General features: G+C 65.0%; 15 protein-coding genes and 1 pseudogene. 9 read left to right on the plus strand and 7 right to left on the minus strand.

Annotation, left to right across the window (positions count from 1 at the left end):
- Window positions 1–230: 230 nt before the first annotated feature.
- Window positions 231–854 (plus strand): annotated as a pseudogene (locus AC07NK_RS09080) (CsgG/HfaB family protein); the annotation flags it as partial.
- Between the two features lie 890 nt (window positions 855–1,744).
- Window positions 1,745–2,164, plus strand: a complete 420-nt coding sequence (locus AC07NK_RS09085; RefSeq protein WP_495170243.1) for a hypothetical protein — start codon at window positions 1,745–1,747, stop codon at window positions 2,162–2,164.
- A gap of 35 nt (window positions 2,165–2,199) precedes the next feature.
- On the opposite strand, the gene AC07NK_RS09090 is transcribed toward AC07NK_RS09085, so the two are convergent.
- The 5 genes from AC07NK_RS09090 to AC07NK_RS09110 form a co-directional block, all read right to left on the minus strand.
- Window positions 2,200–3,408: a GGDEF domain-containing protein gene (locus tag AC07NK_RS09090; protein ID WP_495170244.1), complete on the minus strand. Its 1,209-nt coding sequence runs from the start codon at window positions 3,406–3,408 to the stop codon at window positions 2,200–2,202.
- 264 nt (window positions 3,409–3,672) lie between these two features.
- Window positions 3,673–3,867, minus strand: a complete 195-nt coding sequence (locus AC07NK_RS09095; protein ID WP_495170245.1) for a hypothetical protein — start codon at window positions 3,865–3,867, stop codon at window positions 3,673–3,675.
- A gap of 62 nt (window positions 3,868–3,929) precedes the next feature.
- Window positions 3,930–4,142 (minus strand): cold-shock protein, encoded by a 213-nt coding sequence (locus tag AC07NK_RS09100; protein ID WP_495170246.1) that lies wholly within the window; start codon window positions 4,140–4,142, stop codon window positions 3,930–3,932.
- Window positions 4,143–4,314: 172 nt separating this feature from the next.
- Complete coding sequence (locus AC07NK_RS09105) at window positions 4,315–5,328, minus strand: inorganic phosphate transporter (protein ID WP_495170247.1); 1,014 nt, start codon at window positions 5,326–5,328, stop codon at window positions 4,315–4,317.
- 149 nt (window positions 5,329–5,477) lie between these two features.
- A complete protein-coding gene (locus AC07NK_RS09110) occupies window positions 5,478–6,587 on the minus strand; it encodes a DUF47 family protein (RefSeq protein WP_495170248.1) in 1,110 nt (369 codons plus the stop codon).
- A gap of 219 nt (window positions 6,588–6,806) precedes the next feature.
- Here AC07NK_RS09110 and AC07NK_RS09115 point away from each other — a divergent pair, with 219 nt between their 5' ends.
- The 5 genes from AC07NK_RS09115 (at window position 6,807) to AC07NK_RS09135 (ending at window position 12,526) form a co-directional block, all read left to right on the plus strand.
- On the plus strand, window positions 6,807–7,877 hold the full coding sequence (locus AC07NK_RS09115) for an efflux RND transporter periplasmic adaptor subunit (protein WP_495170249.1): 1,071 nt from the start codon (window positions 6,807–6,809) through the stop codon (window positions 7,875–7,877).
- Window positions 7,877–10,972 carry an efflux RND transporter permease subunit gene (locus AC07NK_RS09120; RefSeq protein WP_495170250.1) on the plus strand — a complete coding sequence of 1,032 codons (3,096 nt, stop codon included), beginning with the start codon at window positions 7,877–7,879 and terminating at the stop codon, window positions 10,970–10,972. Before AC07NK_RS09115 ends, AC07NK_RS09120 begins: the two co-directional genes overlap by 1 nt.
- A 61-nt stretch (window positions 10,973–11,033) precedes the next feature.
- A complete protein-coding gene (locus AC07NK_RS09125; RefSeq protein ID WP_495170251.1) occupies window positions 11,034–11,585 on the plus strand; it encodes a TspO/MBR family protein in 552 nt (183 codons plus the stop codon).
- A 30-nt stretch (window positions 11,586–11,615) separates the two neighbouring features.
- Window positions 11,616–11,912: an accessory factor UbiK family protein gene (locus tag AC07NK_RS09130; RefSeq protein ID WP_495170252.1), complete on the plus strand. Its 297-nt coding sequence runs from the start codon at window positions 11,616–11,618 to the stop codon at window positions 11,910–11,912.
- A gap of 110 nt (window positions 11,913–12,022) precedes the next feature.
- A complete protein-coding gene (locus AC07NK_RS09135) occupies window positions 12,023–12,526 on the plus strand; it encodes a type III secretion system chaperone family protein (RefSeq protein WP_495170359.1) in 504 nt (167 codons plus the stop codon).
- Between the two features lie 17 nt (window positions 12,527–12,543).
- Here AC07NK_RS09135 and AC07NK_RS09140 read toward each other — a convergent pair whose 3' ends face one another.
- Window positions 12,544–13,026 (minus strand): hypothetical protein, encoded by a 483-nt coding sequence (locus tag AC07NK_RS09140; protein WP_495170253.1) that lies wholly within the window; start codon window positions 13,024–13,026, stop codon window positions 12,544–12,546.
- Window positions 13,027–13,210: 184 nt separating this feature from the next.
- Here AC07NK_RS09140 and proC point away from each other — a divergent pair, with 184 nt between their 5' ends.
- On the plus strand, window positions 13,211–14,011 hold the full coding sequence (proC, locus tag AC07NK_RS09145; RefSeq protein ID WP_495170254.1) for a pyrroline-5-carboxylate reductase: 801 nt from the start codon (window positions 13,211–13,213) through the stop codon (window positions 14,009–14,011).
- A 60-nt stretch (window positions 14,012–14,071) separates the two neighbouring features.
- A complete protein-coding gene (locus AC07NK_RS09150) occupies window positions 14,072–14,677 on the plus strand; it encodes a hemerythrin domain-containing protein (protein ID WP_495170255.1) in 606 nt (201 codons plus the stop codon).
- A 1-nt stretch (window position 14,678) separates the two neighbouring features.
- Here AC07NK_RS09150 and AC07NK_RS09155 read toward each other — a convergent pair whose 3' ends face one another.
- The gene (locus AC07NK_RS09155) at window positions 14,679–15,161 is read right to left on the minus strand and encodes a MarR family winged helix-turn-helix transcriptional regulator (protein ID WP_495170256.1); all 483 of its coding nucleotides are present in this window, start codon (window positions 15,159–15,161) and stop codon (window positions 14,679–14,681) included.
- Window positions 15,162–15,164 lie beyond the last annotated feature (3 nt).

Genomic DNA, 15,164 nt, shown 5'->3' on the forward strand with positions numbered 1-15,164 from the left:
TTCGTCTTTTGAGGACTCGACTCGGGCAAGGGCTGCGGTCTACTCAAATTCAACATGCGCAGGAGGGGGCGTTGGGGGCGAGATCCGGGCTGGTGTTGCTAGCCGCATTCGTCGTTGCAGGGGGGTGTGCCGCAGGCAAGGTCGAGCCGCAGCGGTCGTCTGCCTCTGTCGCGCTCTCCGCTGGCGATGCATCCAGGTCGGAATCCCCTGCCGAGTCACCTGTCGTACCAGTGCCTTCAATCGAGCGGCATGCGGAAGCGGCGCACGTACAACAACCTGCCCCAGGCGCTGCCCGGGCCCGGCGCAAGCAAGAACAGGCGATTGCAGATGTTCCGGTTTGCACACGCAAGCTCGGTACACTGTCGATCGTCGATGGCGACGATCCGCGCGGCTGGACTGACCGTGCATTGGCGCCGCCGCAGAAACTGCTCAAGCTGCTGGTACAGCGATCGGGCTGCTTTGACCTCGTGGATCGTGGTAGAGGCCTGCACGCGGCCGAGCGTGAACGCACGACCGGCGGCAACCTCGGCCTTTGGCGCGGCGCCAATGTCGGCCGGGGCCAGATCAAGGCTGCCGACTATGTCATGGTCGCCGAAATCCAGGGCATCAACAGCAACGTTAGCGGCAGCGGGGTGGGCGGCCTTATCGGCGGCCTGATCGGCAGCCGGCCTGGCGCGCTCGCCGCCGGCATCGGCAGCAAGAAGGTGGAAGCCAACACCGTCCTCTCGGTCACCGATGTGCGCACGACCGAGACGATCGCGACGGCCGAAGGCTATGCCGCCCGGAGCAATCTCGGGTTCGGTGGAGGCGCAGCAATTCTTGGCGGCGGGCTGAGTGCCGTCGGGGGCGGGTACGGCGACACAGAGAGCGGCCGCATCGCGACATTATCATTCATAAAGGCCTATTCGAAACTTGTGACCGAGCTCGGGGCGGTGTCACCGGATGACCGGTGGCTTGCGGTGGGGCGCGTGATCAGATCATTTATCGCACAGCGACCCATCGCATTGCGCGTTTCCGCGAGCAGCAAGGCGCGGGTCATCCGTACACTCCCGGGAGGCGCTACCGTCCACCGGACCGGCAACGCGAACGGATTGTGGTGGGAGGTTGCCGACGAGAACGACAATGTCGGCTGGGTGCTCAATACGGGCCTGGCGGCGGCAATGGATATGCGATCTCTTGCCCCGGAGGAATCCCTGCTGCCCTGGCCGCCGCCGCGTCCGTCGGCGATGTCCGAGGTTACTGGCAATTTCCGGGGAGGCGTCACGCTCGGATCCTATGACAAGCAGTTAGAAGCGCTGCTCATCCGCAAGGGGTATTCAGGCCTGCGCTACTTCAGTGTTCCGAGCGGGTTCGGCATTACGACGAATGTCGAACGGCTTGATAACGAGGGAAGGCCGCATCGGAACCGCTGGAGCCGAAAGCCGCCGCCCCCGGGTGGGTTGTTCGACTATGTCCGGCAGCTGATTCAGGGCGACACCGGGCGGTTTCGCGTATTGGTCTTCATCGTATCGGATCAAGAGCCGAGGCCTGAATCATATCGTGCCAAACAAGTTGATCTCGAGCGATGGCAAGAGCGGGGGAAACTTGCGTTGAGCAGCCAGACTGCGCGCGAAAGCTCGCCTTCATTAAGGGTATGGATGCTGGCTTATGAGTTCGTCAGCAGTAAATCCAAATCCGGAGATCTGGTTGCGGATAACGAGGGCGCGTTTCCGGCTAGCGTCCATACCAGATTTCTGGGCTTCCGATGACACGCGAACGCGCTATCCGCTGCCTGTTTATCCTCTGGGTATCGGCTTCGTTGGTCGCGACTCTTGTCGTCTCCATGCAGATACTGAGCGGAAAATATGGGGAAGATGGCCAGTTGGCGTTGAACTGGCTCTTGATCCAGTACACGCCGATTCTGTCAGTCTTGCTGGCCGCTGTATTTTCGGACCCAAGCAAGCGATGGCGTGAGGGTGTTGCAAATCAATGGCGATTTAGATGGGCATTGGCGATCAGCATATTCCAGATTCTGCTGATGCTGTGCTTGTTGTTGCTTCAGCCTTTTTTTGGTGCCTACTCAGTGACTGTCTTTTCTGTGTTTGAGAGCACGCAGCCGATCCTAGCAATTTTGCAAGGTCTCGGTGTAGCGGCGGTGGGCTCTGTCATCTTTGACGGGCGCTAGCTCTGTTCTTTACCCGACGGAACTGCACGAACCTGCTAAGGGACGCGCAATTCCGGCTTGTCCGACGACTGAGCCCAGCAAACCCGGTCCCGCCCCTCGCGCTTGGCACAGTAGAGCGCGGCGTCGGCGCGGTTGGCGAGCGTGTTGAAGCGTTCGCGGTGCGCGAGCATCGCCGCGCCGGCGCTGAGGGTCAGGAAACCCGCGGGCGATCCGGGATGAGGGATGGCGAGGCGACGGATTCGGTCGAGCAGAGCGTCGAACCGGTCTTGCGCAGCTTCGGGTGAAGCGCCGTGGAGGAAGACGCAGAATTCCTCGCCGCCCAGGCGCGCGGCCATGTCGAGCGGTGGGCAAAGGTCCGCGGTGAGCGCTGCGGCGACCCGTTGCAGCGCGAGGTCGCCGGCGCCGTGGCCGTAGCTGTCGTTGAACCGCTTGAAATAGTCGACATCGACGATCGCCAGCGCGACCGTCGTTCCTTGCCTGGCGGCGAGGTGCGCGACCCGTTCGGCATGGGCGAACAGGCTGCGGCGGTTGGCGAGGCCGGTCAGGGGGTCGGTGTGGGCTTGCTGATCGAGTATTGCAGTGAGAAGGAACTGACGGCGTTGGGAGTGCTCGCGCAGATAGCCGCCCATCGCGGAGACCGGCACCGCCATCAGCAGCATCGCGACGATCTGGAGGCTGTGCCCGAACCCGTGCCGCGTATCGAGGAAGAGCAGCACCAGCGCCGAAACGATCGCGACCAGAATTGCTCCGGCGAGCGCGCGGCGGAAGGTGAGGCCGAGCGGGAGGAAGGCGGCCATCACCACGACGATCTGGGCATTCTCCGCGGCGAACGCGCCTTTGCTGTGGACGACCATCGCGGTGACGGCAATGGCGATCCCCATCGCGGTGTACATCGTCCAGGACAGCCAGCCATAATCGCCGCGGCCTTTGCGGATGACGATCGCGCCGCCGACCAGCAGCGCCAGCACCGACCAGCGCGCGCCGATCCACAGCCAGACCTGCGCATCGAACCGGCCCCAAAGCCCGAGGGCGGAGAGGCGATGCAGGTCGAGCAACGCGAAGGCGAACCAGACGCACGCGCCGACGGCCGCGCAGATGGTTGCGGGAGAGCGTTCGGCCTCGATCAGCTTGCGGCGGTATTCCGCCTCGATTTCCGGCTCGAACCGCAGCTGCCGGAATCCGCGGCGCAACTGGCGCGCGTAGCGGTCTCCGGGCTTGCTGGTGAAATCGTTCGACTGGAACATTCCGGGGGCCGCGCTTCCTGCTTGTGATCCGGCGTCAACCGGCGTTGGCAGGCAAAGGTTGGCATTGTGTCAACGCGCGGACCGGAATGGGTAGCGCAGGAACGATGGGGTGGCTGGGTTAGCCGAGAATCTCGCGGGCGGCGGCGAAAGCGATCGCGGCGGCGCGGGTGTCTGCCGCGCTGCGGCGGCGGGTGCGAGGCCAATAGGGGGCGTCGCGGAGAGGCGTTGGGAAAGTCTGTTCGGTATTAAGCTTGTAGTTGAAGTTCACACAGGTTCCTGTTGAGAAAGATGTTGTTGCTCGCGCTTGGCGCGGGCGCGGTCGACGCCTTCCTGCCGTTCGGCCATTTCGATCCAGGCGGCTTCGGCGCGAAGGCAGCGATCGCGGACATTGTCCAGCGTTGCGGCATCGGCGTCGGCGCGCGCACGCGCAGCGTGCTCACGGTAGGGGACTTGAGCCATGATGGACTCCCTTGAGGCGAAGCGCGTGCGGCACGCCGGAGCGGCCGCACGCGGATCACGGATTATTCGGCGTGCTGGAGATTCACCGCAGCCATCTTGCCGCGGCGATCCTCTTCCAGCTCGTAGGTCACGCGCTGGTTCTGATCGAGCGTGGCCATGCCCGAACGCTCGACGGCCGAGATGTGGACGAAGGCGTCAGCGCCGCCATTGTCAGGGGCAATGAAGCCATAGCCCTTGTCGGCGTTGAAGAATTTGACGGTTCCGGTGATGCTCATAGCTATTCCTTCTAGTGATGGGCGACCCGAGTACCGGACTCGCCCGGTGCCGTGGCTGCAGAAAGAAGGAAGTAGGGGCCGCAAAGCTCCGAGAACCGTCGATTTGCGACTGTAGCGTGCCCTATATAGCGCAGCTTTACACAGATTGTAAGGGCCAGGCCGGGAATGGTCCCTAGAACAGCCGCGTGAGCAGGTAGAAGAGCGCGCCGACCGCGGCCGATGCGGGGATGGTGATGAACCACGCCCAGATGACATTGCGTGCGACACCCCAGCGTACTGCGCTGGCGCGGCGGGCGGTGCCGGCGCCGATGATGCTGCCGGTGATCGTGTGAGTGGTCGACACGGGGATGCCGAGCAGCGAGGCGGTGAACACCATGATCGATCCGCCCATCGAGGCGCTGAACCCCTGATGCTGCGACAGTTTGGTGATGCGGCTGCCCATCGTCTCGATGATCTTCCACCCGCCCGACAGCGTGCCCAGCGCAATCGCGATGTAGCAGGCGATCGCGACCCAATGGGGGACGTGGAATTCGCCGCTCAGATAGCCGGTCGAATAGAGCAGGACGGTGATGATCCCCATCGTCTTCTGCGCGTCGTTGAGGCCGTGGCTGATCGAATAGGCGGCCGAGGAGAAGAGGTGGAGGGCGCGGAAGCTCTTCTCGGCCGTGCGATTGGTGGCGCGGGAAAAGGCCCAGCTCGAGATCAGCATGATGAGCATCGCCAGCAACATGCCGAGCAGCGGCGAGAGGACGATGGCGATCAGCGTCTTGTTGAGGCCGCTCCACTCGATGCCGGTGACCCCGGCATGCGCGACCCCCGCGCCGACGATGCCGCCGACCAGCGCATGGCTGGACGAGGACGGGATGCCCTTGATCCAGGTGACCACGTTCCAGAACATCGCCCCGATCAGTGCCCCGAACACGACGCCGGGGGTGACCAGATCCTTGTCGATGATCCCCTTGCCGATCGTTTCGGCGACCTTGTGCAACTCGGGCCAGGCGAGGGTGAGGAAATAGGCGGCGAAGTTGAAGAAGGCGGCGAACGCTACCGCCTGCACCGGCCCGAGCAGCCGCGTCGCGACCACCGTGGCGATCGAATTGGCGGCGTCGTGGAGGCCGTTCAGAAAGTCGAACGCCAGCGCGACGATGATCAGGCCGACGAGAAGCGGGAAGGCGAGTTCATGCATGGGTCTAAGAACTCAAGTCTTTGCCGTCATTCCCGCGAAGGCGGGAATCCATTCGCCGTGACGTTTCCGCTCCTGCCGTGAGGCCAGCCAGAATGGATCCCCGCCTGCGCGGGGATGACGAATTGCGGGGTTGCGGGACATGGTCGCGATCACGCGTGGTCGATGACGATGCCGTCGATCTCGTTCGCGACATCCTCGAGCGCGTCGGTGATGCGTTCGAGATGCTTGTAGATCTCGCGCGCGACGATGAATTTCATCGGATCGCTTTCGCCATAGGCCTTGAACGCGCGCTTGATGCCGGCGTCGTGAATGTCGTCGGCATGGCCCTCCATCCGGACGAGGCGCTCGGTCAGCTCATGAAGGCGGACGCCATTCTTCGCGACGTCGCGCAGTAGCGGCATCGCTTCGGCGGTCAGGCGCGCGGCGTCGACGATGATCGCGGCCATGTCGCGCATCTCGTCCTCGAACTCGGTAACCTCGTAGAGATCGACCGCGGCGGCGGCGGCGTGCATCTCGTCCACCGCGTCGTCCATCGCACCGATCAGGCTGGTGATCGCGCTGCGGTCGAACGGAGTGAGAAACGTCTTGCGGACGGTCTGGAGCACTTCGCGGATGATGTTGTCGGCGTCATGCTCGCGCTCGATGATCTCGCGGATATGGTCGGCAGGGGAGCCGCCGCCCTGGAACAGGCGGGCGAGCGCGTCGGCCGAAGCGGTGATCGTTACCGCATGCGCCTCGAACAGTTCGAAGAAATTGCCGGTCTTTGGAAGCAGGCGCTGGAACCAGGCGAACATGTCGGAAACCCTTGATTTGTGCGCGGCGGCGGCAAGCACGCCGGTGCGGCGCGCGGCCGCGTTGAACTCGGTTGCACCAAAGCTGCGGATCAGATCGGCAAGGTCGGGCTCGTCGACTGCGTTGGCGGCCTCGGCGAGCGTGAACCAGCGGCGCTCGCGCTGATGCTGCTCTTTCCACTTGGGCAGCTCGTGCGTGACGGCGAGCGGGAAGACGTCGACATCGACCATCAGCGAGGCGCCGTTGCCGCGCGTCTTGCGATAGCGGAACGAGCCGAGCGGGGTGGGGCAGGCGGCGCCATGGACGCCGGCTTCCTCCTCCGCCTCACGCGCGGCGCAGGCGTGCGGCGCGGAGCCGGAGCTGACGGCATTGCCTTTCGGGATCACCCAGCGCCCGGTTCCGCGCGACGTGACCAGCAGGATGCGCACGGGCGCATCGATGGCGGTCCCTTCGGAACGGTACGGCAAGGCGGCGATCTGGCGAATGATGGAGGCTCCCGCCGCGCCGATGCCCGATTTCGTGGAATGTTACAATGATGTGACGTTCATGTGACGCCGAAGCCTGTGGATGACGGCAGGGCGTGGCAATGCAGCGGCACGTCACAGTTCCGCATATTGACACACTTTTGCGACAAATTCGTGGGAGACGCTTGCCTTCCTTCCCCCTGTGTTCATAGCGCGTCCCTCATGCGAATGATTCTTACCCTTGCCGCTTCGGCAGCGATGCTTGCAGCGTGCGGCGGCGGCGGCGATGCCCTGAAGAAAGGGCGCGAAGCGCCGCTGGTGACTGTGGCGGCGGTGCAGTCTGCGCGCTTCGTCGAGCGGATCGACGCCGTCGGCACCGCGCGCGCCAATGAGCAGGTCACGCTGACCGCGCCGGTGACGCAGCGGATCGTTCGCCTCAATTTCGATGACGGCGCTTTTGTGAGCCGCGGCCAGGTGATCGCGGTGCTCGAAGCCGGGACCCAGAACGCCCAGCTTGCCCAGGCGCAGGCGCGTTCGCGTGAGGCGCACCAGCAGCTCGAACGGCTCGAAGCGCTCAAGGCGCGTGGCTTTGCGACGCGCAGCGCGGTGGATACGCAGGTTGCGTTGGCGGGGCAGGCCAATGCGCAGGCGGCCGAGGCGCGGGCAGGGATCAACGATCGCGTGGTACGTGCGCCGTTCGGCGGCTGGGTCTCGCTGCGCAACATTTCCGCGGGTGCGGTGGTGACCGCCGGGACCGAGATCGTCACGGTGAGCGACGTGAGCCGCATCAAGCTCGACTTCACGGTGCCCGAGACGCTGCTGGCGCAGCTGAAGCCCGGTCAGCCGATCGTCGCCGTGGCGGCGGCATATCCCGACCAGCCGTTCCGCGGGACGGTGGACACGATCGACCCGGTGCTCAACCCGCAGACCCGCGCCGCGACGGTGCGCGCGGTGCTGGCGAACGGCGACCGCAAATTGAAGCCCGGCATGCTGCTGACCGTGACGATCGAGGCGGCAGCGCGGACCGCGCCGGCGGTGCCCGAACTGGCGCTGGTGGGCGAGGGCGAGAATCGCTTCGTCTTCACCGTCGAGAACGGCAAGGCGAAGCGCATCCCGGTTCGCACCGGTCTGCGCCAGAACGGCATGGTCGAGATCCTCGGCGGGCTGACCGCCGGCCAGCGCGTCGTGACCGAAGGTGTGGTCAAGATCGCCGACGGACAGGCGGTGCGCACCGGCGGCGCGGGCAACGCCAAGGGCAGTGAGACACCCAAAGCCGGCAACAAGGCCGGCTGATGCTGCTTTCCGACGTCTCGGTCCGGCGGCCCGTCTTCGCGGCCGTCCTTTCGATCCTGCTGACGATCGTCGGCGTGGTCGCGTTCCTGAGCCTGTCGGTGCGCGAATATCCCGATACCGACCCGCCGGTCGTGTCGGTCCAGACCATCTATACCGGCGCCGCGGCCAGCGTGGTCGAGGCGCGCATCACCCAGCCGATCGAGGAAGCGCTGTCGGGGATCGAGGGGATCGAAACGATCACCTCGCGCTCGCGCGACGGCTCGTCCGATGTCTCGATCGAGTTCCGTCCCGGCCGCGATATCGATTCCGCCGCCAACGACGTGCGCGACCGGATCGGCAGCGTGACCGAGGACCTGCCCGAGGAGGCGCTGGCCCCCGAGGTGCGCAAGGTCGACGCCGATTCCAACCCGATCCTGTTCCTCGTCGTCTCGCGGCCCGGCTGGTCGCGGCTCGAACTGAGCGACTATGTCGACCGCAATCTGGTCGACCGGTTCAGCACGATCGACGGCGTCGCGCGCGTGTTCGTCGGCGGCGAAGCGCGTCCGTCGATGCGCGTATGGCTCGACGCCAACAAGCTCGCTGCGTTCCAGCTGACCCCGGCGGATGTCGAGAGCGCGCTGCGCACCCAGAATGTCGAGCTGCCCGCCGGGCGCATCGAATCGCAGCAGCTGAATGTCACGCTGCGCGTCGACCGGCCGTTCGGATCGCCCGAAAGCTTCACCAAGCTCGTCGTGGGCCGCGGGCCGGATGGCTATCAGGTCAAACTGGGCGATGTCGCCAAGGTCGAGCAGGGGGCTGAAAACCCCTACACCACCTTCCGCATGAACGGTCAGTCGGCGGTGGGTCTGGGTGTCGTCCGCCAGTCCGGCGCGAACACGCTGGCGGTGGCCGATGCCGCGAAGAAGACCGCGGCCGAACTGGACCTGCCCGAGGGGATGACGATCACCGTCGGTTCCGACGATTCGCTGTTCATCGGCCGCGCGATCGAGGGTGTGTGGCACACGCTGGCCGAGGCCGCGGTGTTGGTGGTGCTGGTGATCTTCCTGTTCCTCGGGTCGTGGCGCGCGACGCTGATCCCGGCGGTGACGGTGCCGATCTGTCTGCTCGGCGCGTTCGCGGTGCTGTGGATATTCGGCTTCTCGATCAACCTGCTGACGCTGCTGGCGCTGGTGCTGGCGATCGGGCTGGTCGTCGACGACGCGATCGTGGTGCTGGAAAATGTCTATCACCGCATCGAGGAAGGCGAGCCGCCGCTGGTGGCCGCGTTCAAGGGCACGCGGCAGGTGGGCTTTGCCGTCGTCTCGACCACGCTGGTCGTTTGCGCGGTGTTCGTGCCGATCTGTTTCCTCGCCGGCCAGACCGGGCTGTTGTTCCGCGAGCTGGCGGTAGCGATGATCGGCGCGGTCGCGTTCTCGGGCTTCCTTGCGCTGACCCTGACTCCGATGCTGTGCTCGAAGATGCTGAAGAAGCAGCAGCGCGGGCGTTTCACCGGGTGGATCGACGACCAGTTCCAGAAGCTCGAGAATTTCTACGGCCGCTGGCTCGACAAGGCGATCATCAGGCCGCTGATTCCGATGATTGGTGTGCTGCTGTTCCTCGGCGCGGCTGTGGGCGGTTTCCTGACGCTCCAGTCCGAACTGGCGCCCGCTGAGGATCAGGGCGTCGCGCAGGTACAGGTGAGTGCCCCTGAGGGCACCGGCTTCGACCAGATGGACCGGTACGTCACGCAGACGCAGGAGAAATTGCTGCCGATGCTGAATGAGGGCACGGTGCGCACGGTGATCAGCCGCGTGCCGGGCGGGTTCGGCGCGAGCGACGATTTCAACAGCGGCATGTTCATCGTCTTCCTCAAGCCGTGGGAAGACCGCGAGAAAACGACGCAGCAGGTAGCGCAGGAGATCAACCGCATCCTCGCCAACGAGCCGGCGATCCGCGGCAACGCGCAGGTGCGATCGGCACTGGGTCGCGGGCGCGGCCAGCCGATCGGCTTCGTGCTCGCCGGCACGACCTATGAGGATCTCGCGAAGGCGCGCGACCGCATCCTGGCCGCAGCGGCGCAGAATCCGGGGATCATCAACCTCGATTCCGATTACAAGGAAACCAAGCCGCAGCTGCGGATCGAGGTCGATACGGCGCGCGCGGGCGATCTGGGCGTGTCGGTCAACGACGTCAGTCAGGCGCTGCAGACATTGCTCGGGTCGCGGCGCGTTTCGACCTATGTTGACCGCGGCGAAGAATATCGTGTGATCGTGCAGGCTGACGCGGCGGGCCGCGCGACGCTGGACAACCTCAGGACGATCCAGGTGCGCGCGCGCGACGGATCGCTGGTGCCGCTCTCGAACCTCGTCACCACACGCGAAGTGTCCGGTCCGCGCGACCTTGGCCGCTATAACAAGCTGCGTGCGATCACCTTGTCGGGTGCCGTCGCCCCGGGCTATTCGCTGGGCGAGGCGCTGACCTTCCTGCAGGAGCAGGCCGCGCAGTCGCCCGAAGTGATCGCGGTGGGCTATCGCGGCGAGAGCCAGGCGTTCGTCGAGACCGGCGGGTCGATCCTGCTGGTGTTCGGCCTGACCATCCTGATCGTCTATCTGGTGCTGGCCGCGCAGTTCGAGAGCTTCGTGCATCCCGGCGTCATCATCATGACCGTGCCGCTGGCGGTCGCAGGCGGCATGCTGGGCCTTGCGCTGATGGGCAAGACGCTCAACCTCTACAGTCAGGTCGGCATCGTCATGCTGGTGGGGCTTGCCGCCAAGAACGGCATCCTGATCGTCGAATTCGCCAACCAGCTGCGCGACGAAGGCAAGTCGATCGCCGAGGCGATCCGTATGGCCTCGGCGCGCCGTCTGCGCGCGATCCTGATGACCTCGATCGCGACCGCGGCGGGCGCGGTGCCGCTGATGATCGCGAGCGGCGCGGGCGCAGCGGCGCGGCAGGCGATCGGCGTCGTGATCGTATTCGGCGTGATCCTCGCGACAATGATCACCCTGTTCCTGATCCCGATCCTCTACAGCAGGCTTGCGAAATGGACCGGCTCGCCCCAAGCAGTCAGCCGCGAGCTGGAAGCGGCGATGGCGCAGCCGGAGCCCGCGGAATAGCAGCGCCAGATAGTGTCGGTTGCGTAACGTCCGGGTAAAATTCGCCCGCTAGAGGGGTGCGATGGAAATAGCGTCCAAGGGTCAGTTACGCCTCGCCTTCCTGCGCTGGGCGATCGTCACGATACCGTTCATCCTGTTGCTTGGCTTTGCGTCGGGACGGCTGTTCCCGAGCGGGGACGAGAATCTCTGGTATCAGGCGCTCGTCAAACCCGAAGCAACCCCGCCGGGCTGGGTGTTCCCCGTCGCCTGGACGAGCATCTATGTGCTGCTGGGACTGGCGCTGGCGATGATCGTCAATGCGCGCGGATCGCGGCTACGGCGGCCCGCGCTGATCCTGTTCGCGGTGCAGATGGTGGCGAACCTTGGCTGGTCGCCGCTGTTCTTTGGCTATCATCAGGTTTCGATGGCGCTGATGCTGATCGTCGTGATGTTCGTGCTGGCGCTGGCGACGACGCTTGTCTTCGCGCGGATCCGCAAGGGCGCGGCATGGCTGTTGGTGCCGTATCTGGCGTGGCTCTGCGTTGCGGGGATCCTCAACTACCAGATCGACAAATTGAACCCGAATGCGGAAACTCTTGTGCCCGCTTCGTCGGCACCCCAAATGAGTATCTGAAGTAAACCGAGATTCTGGGCCTGAATTGATATGCAAAGCGACAACCGCATTTTCGACGATTTCGTGAAAGCCATCAACGGCGCGGCCGGCACCTTTGCGGGTATGGCGCGCGAAGGCGAAGCTGCAGCGCGCGAGCGTTTCAAGGGCTTTGTCGGCGGGATGGATTTCGTCGCGCGCGATGAGTTCGAGGCGGTGAAGGCGATGGCCGCGGCGGCGCGCGACGAGAATGAAGCGCTCAAGGCGCGCATCGACGCGCTCGAGGCGAAGCTGGGCGGTGCTGTGGCGCCGAAGACCGCGAAGCCGAAAAAGGGTGCGGCGGGCGCGTAAACCGCGCTTTTCCACACCTATTTAGGCAGAAGTAACCATAACCCGCTTGTGCGGCGCAGCGCTGCAAGGCACCCATGCGCACAGGCAAGGGCCGGGCGGAGGACGACCGGATGCTCGATGAGAGCGAATATGAGCGCGACGATGCCGCGCCAATCGACATGCTGGAAACCTATTACGCGGCGCATGGCTGGAGCCATGAGCGCGAGGACGACGAGATCGTCGCGCGCGTAAAGGGTAGCTGGACCGAATATGAGCTGCGCGCGATCTGGCGCGAGGATGACGGCGTGCTCCAGTTCCTGGGCTTTCCCGACGTGCGCGTGCCCGATGAGCGGCGCAGCGACATCTATGAGACGATCGGGCTGGTCAACGAACAGCTGTGGATCGGCCATTTCGAGCTGTGGTCGTCGAGCGGCATTTTGCTGTTCCGTCACGCCGCGATGATCCCGGGCGATGACGGCGCATCGATGACGCTCGCCCAGACCGAATTGCTGGTCGAAAGCGCGATCGACGAGTGCGAGCGCTTCTACCCCGTGTTCCAGTTCGTGCTGTGGGGTGGGAAGAGCCCCAAGGAAGCGCTGGCCGCCGCGCTGATCGAGACACAGGGCGAGGCTTAGGGCCCCACTATGGGTGTTCAGCTGTCGTCCGTGCGTGCGGCGTCGCCTGGCACCCAACCATCGAAATAATCGGTTTGAGTAACGTACTCACACCGTTCCTCAACCACCGCCAACGATGGGTCCGGCGTGGTCGGCAGTTTGTCTTCAAGCCGCAAGCAGAGGAACGCTTGCCCGTCATAGCCGAATGTCGCTGAGCGGCATGTCGCTATCGATCGCACCGTGGAACCCAATGCGTTGTACGGATCAACGGATTTCCTGATGCGCTCATAGAGCGCGTCAGCATCTCCGAGCTGTCGAACATGCGGCTGAGCGATGTCGGGATTGAATATGCCGCTGTCGGGCGCCGCGCCGGGATCGAGCCAATCCACGGCATAGTGGAAGTGATCCCCTCCCTGTCGCAGGGCTTCGACAACGATTGTAGTTACGACCTCGATGCACAGGCGCGAGCGTTCGTCATTCTCCTCCAGATCGAACGTCGGGAAGATCGCGTAGCTTTTCATCCTCTCAGGGTGAGGCATCCTGTCGATACGCGCAACTAGGCCGTAACTCTCTCGGCACCTCGTCACCCCGGCCTTGTGCCGGGGGCCAGCTTGCCGCAGGGATCGCGCTCGCGGCTCTGGCGGCATCACCTGCTGCACGGTGGACCCCGGCACAAGGCCGGGGTGACGGTTGGAGATATATGTAATGGTTCCCCAAACCCTTTGGCTGATTGGTTGCGGCAATATGGCCGGAGCGATGTTGCGGCGCTGGATCGCAGCCGGAACCGTGCAGGGCGAAGACGTGTTCGTCCTCAATCGCGGCGACCGTGAGTTGCCCGAGGGGGTGCGGCAGGGACGGGTGCTGCCCGATGGTGCACTGCCCGACGCGGTGATGTTGGGGGTAAAGCCGCAGCAGATCGACGAGATCGCGGGGCAGATTGCCGGGCGGATCGCCGGGGCGCCGCTGCTCGTTTCGATCCTGGCCGGGGCGGAGGAAGCCGCGCTGGCGGCGCGGTTCGACGCACAGGCGATCGTGCGCGCGATGCCCAACCTGCCGGTTGAGATCGGCAAGGGTGTGGTGGCGCTGCATTCGGACGGCGCGGGTGCGGAGGCACGCGCGGCGGCGGACGCACTGATGGCGCCGCTCGGGCTGGTCGAATGGGTAGAAGCCGCGCGGTTCGACGCGGTGACCGCGCTGGCCGGGTGCGGGCCGGCGTTCGTCTATCGCTTCATCGATGCGCTCGCCGGAGCCGGGGAGGCGTTGGGGATTCCGGCCGATCAGGCAGTGCGGCTGGCGCTGGCGACGGTTGAAGGGGGCGCGTTGCTGGCGGCGCAATCCGCCGACTCTCCCGGCACACTGGCGGATAGGGTCGCGAGCCCGGGCGGGTCGACCCGGGCGGGGCTGAGCGTCCTCGATGCAGAGGATGCGCTCAGCCGGTTGCTGGTCGAGACACTCGCCGCATCCGCGCGACGGAACGCCGAAATGGCGGCTGCGGCGCGCGGATAGCGGGGAACGCTGCCACCGCTAATGGGTTGATGTGCCACACCCTTTCGATGGAGGCACATCATGGCGACGGAGACACAGGCCCGCGACAGCAAGGGCCGGTTCAAGGAAGAACATGGCTCCTGGTTCGGCGGCTACGGCTCGATTGCCGGCGCCGTCGCGGGCGGCGCGGCGTTGGGCGTGCTGGCGCTGCTGGGCCGCAAGGCCGTGGTTCAGGCACCGACCGCGCTTGCCGGCGACTGGATGGACGGGCTGATCGCCGAGCATCAGGCAGTGCTCAAGCTGTTCGACACGATCGAGGCGACCGAGGACAAGGCGCTGGGGCGCCGCATGATGCTGCTCGGCCAGATCAAGCATGCGCTGGCCAAGCATGCGATCGAGGAAGAAAATGTGATCTATCCCGCGCTGCGTGAGGCGGGGAGGGTCGATGAGGCCGACGAGCTGACCCGCGAGCACGGCTATGTGAAGCAGTATCTCTACGAGCTCGAGAATATGCCCAAGACGAGTCCGCTGTTCCTCGAGAAGGTGCGGAAATTCCGCGCCGATCTGGAAGAACATATGGACGAGGAGGAGGAGCGGCTGTTCCCGGCACTGCGCACGCAACTGACGGAAGAGAAGAACGCGCTGCTCACCAGGGCGATGAACAAGGAGGGGTTCAAGATCGCGTGAACTAACGCCCCAGGGCCGAGACGCGCTTGCGCTCGGCTTCGGGGATCAGGCCCTCCAGCACTGCCCAGAAGCCGCCGACTGCGCCCTGACCCGCGCTTGAATACGCAGCTGCGAGCTTGTCGCGCAGCGATTCGAACAGTTGTGCCTCGAGCGCAGCGCCCTCCGGGGTCAGGCGCAGCAGGCGTTGGCGGCGATCCTCATGGCCCGGACGGGTCTCGATCAGGCCGTGATCGGTGAGGTCGGTGAGCACGCGGCCCAGCGATTGTTTGGTGATCGCGAGCAGGGCGATGAGCTCGCCCACCGTCAAATCCGGCTGGCGCGCGACAAAATAGAGCGCGCGGTGATGCGCGCGGCCAAGGCCTTGCGCCGCCAGCCCCTCATCGATCGAGCGCGTCAGGTGGCTGTAGCCGAAATAGAGCAGCTCGACGCCGCGTCGGATTTCGGCTTCGCGCAGGAACAGCGGGGAAGCAGTTGGGACAGCCATGTT

This window comes from Sphingomonas sp. GW821-FHT09B04, from assembly GCF_059418285.1.

Coding starts and splice junctions, on each gene's coding strand:
- AC07NK_RS09115 (WP_495170249.1), top strand. CDS start 6,807: ATGCGAATGATTCTTACCCTTGCCGCTTCGGCAGCGATGCTTGCAGCG.
- AC07NK_RS09085 (WP_495170243.1), top strand. CDS start 1,745: ATGACACGCGAACGCGCTATCCGCTGCCTGTTTATCCTCTGGGTATCG.
- AC07NK_RS09135 (WP_495170359.1), top strand. CDS start 12,023: ATGCTCGATGAGAGCGAATATGAGCGCGACGATGCCGCGCCAATCGAC.
- proC (WP_495170254.1), top strand. CDS start 13,211: ATGGTTCCCCAAACCCTTTGGCTGATTGGTTGCGGCAATATGGCCGGA.
- AC07NK_RS09100 (WP_495170246.1), bottom strand. CDS start 4,142: ATGAGCATCACCGGAACCGTCAAATTCTTCAACGCCGACAAGGGCTAT.
- AC07NK_RS09130 (WP_495170252.1), top strand. CDS start 11,616: ATGCAAAGCGACAACCGCATTTTCGACGATTTCGTGAAAGCCATCAAC.
- AC07NK_RS09105 (WP_495170247.1), bottom strand. CDS start 5,328: ATGCATGAACTCGCCTTCCCGCTTCTCGTCGGCCTGATCATCGTCGCG.
- AC07NK_RS09150 (WP_495170255.1), top strand. CDS start 14,072: ATGGCGACGGAGACACAGGCCCGCGACAGCAAGGGCCGGTTCAAGGAA.
- AC07NK_RS09095 (WP_495170245.1), bottom strand. CDS start 3,867: ATGGCTCAAGTCCCCTACCGTGAGCACGCTGCGCGTGCGCGCGCCGAC.
- AC07NK_RS09140 (WP_495170253.1), bottom strand. CDS start 13,026: ATGAAAAGCTACGCGATCTTCCCGACGTTCGATCTGGAGGAGAATGAC.
- AC07NK_RS09120 (WP_495170250.1), top strand. CDS start 7,877: ATGCTGCTTTCCGACGTCTCGGTCCGGCGGCCCGTCTTCGCGGCCGTC.
- AC07NK_RS09125 (WP_495170251.1), top strand. CDS start 11,034: ATGGAAATAGCGTCCAAGGGTCAGTTACGCCTCGCCTTCCTGCGCTGG.
- AC07NK_RS09155 (WP_495170256.1), bottom strand. CDS start 15,161: ATGGCTGTCCCAACTGCTTCCCCGCTGTTCCTGCGCGAAGCCGAAATC.
- AC07NK_RS09090 (WP_495170244.1), bottom strand. CDS start 3,408: ATGTTCCAGTCGAACGATTTCACCAGCAAGCCCGGAGACCGCTACGCG.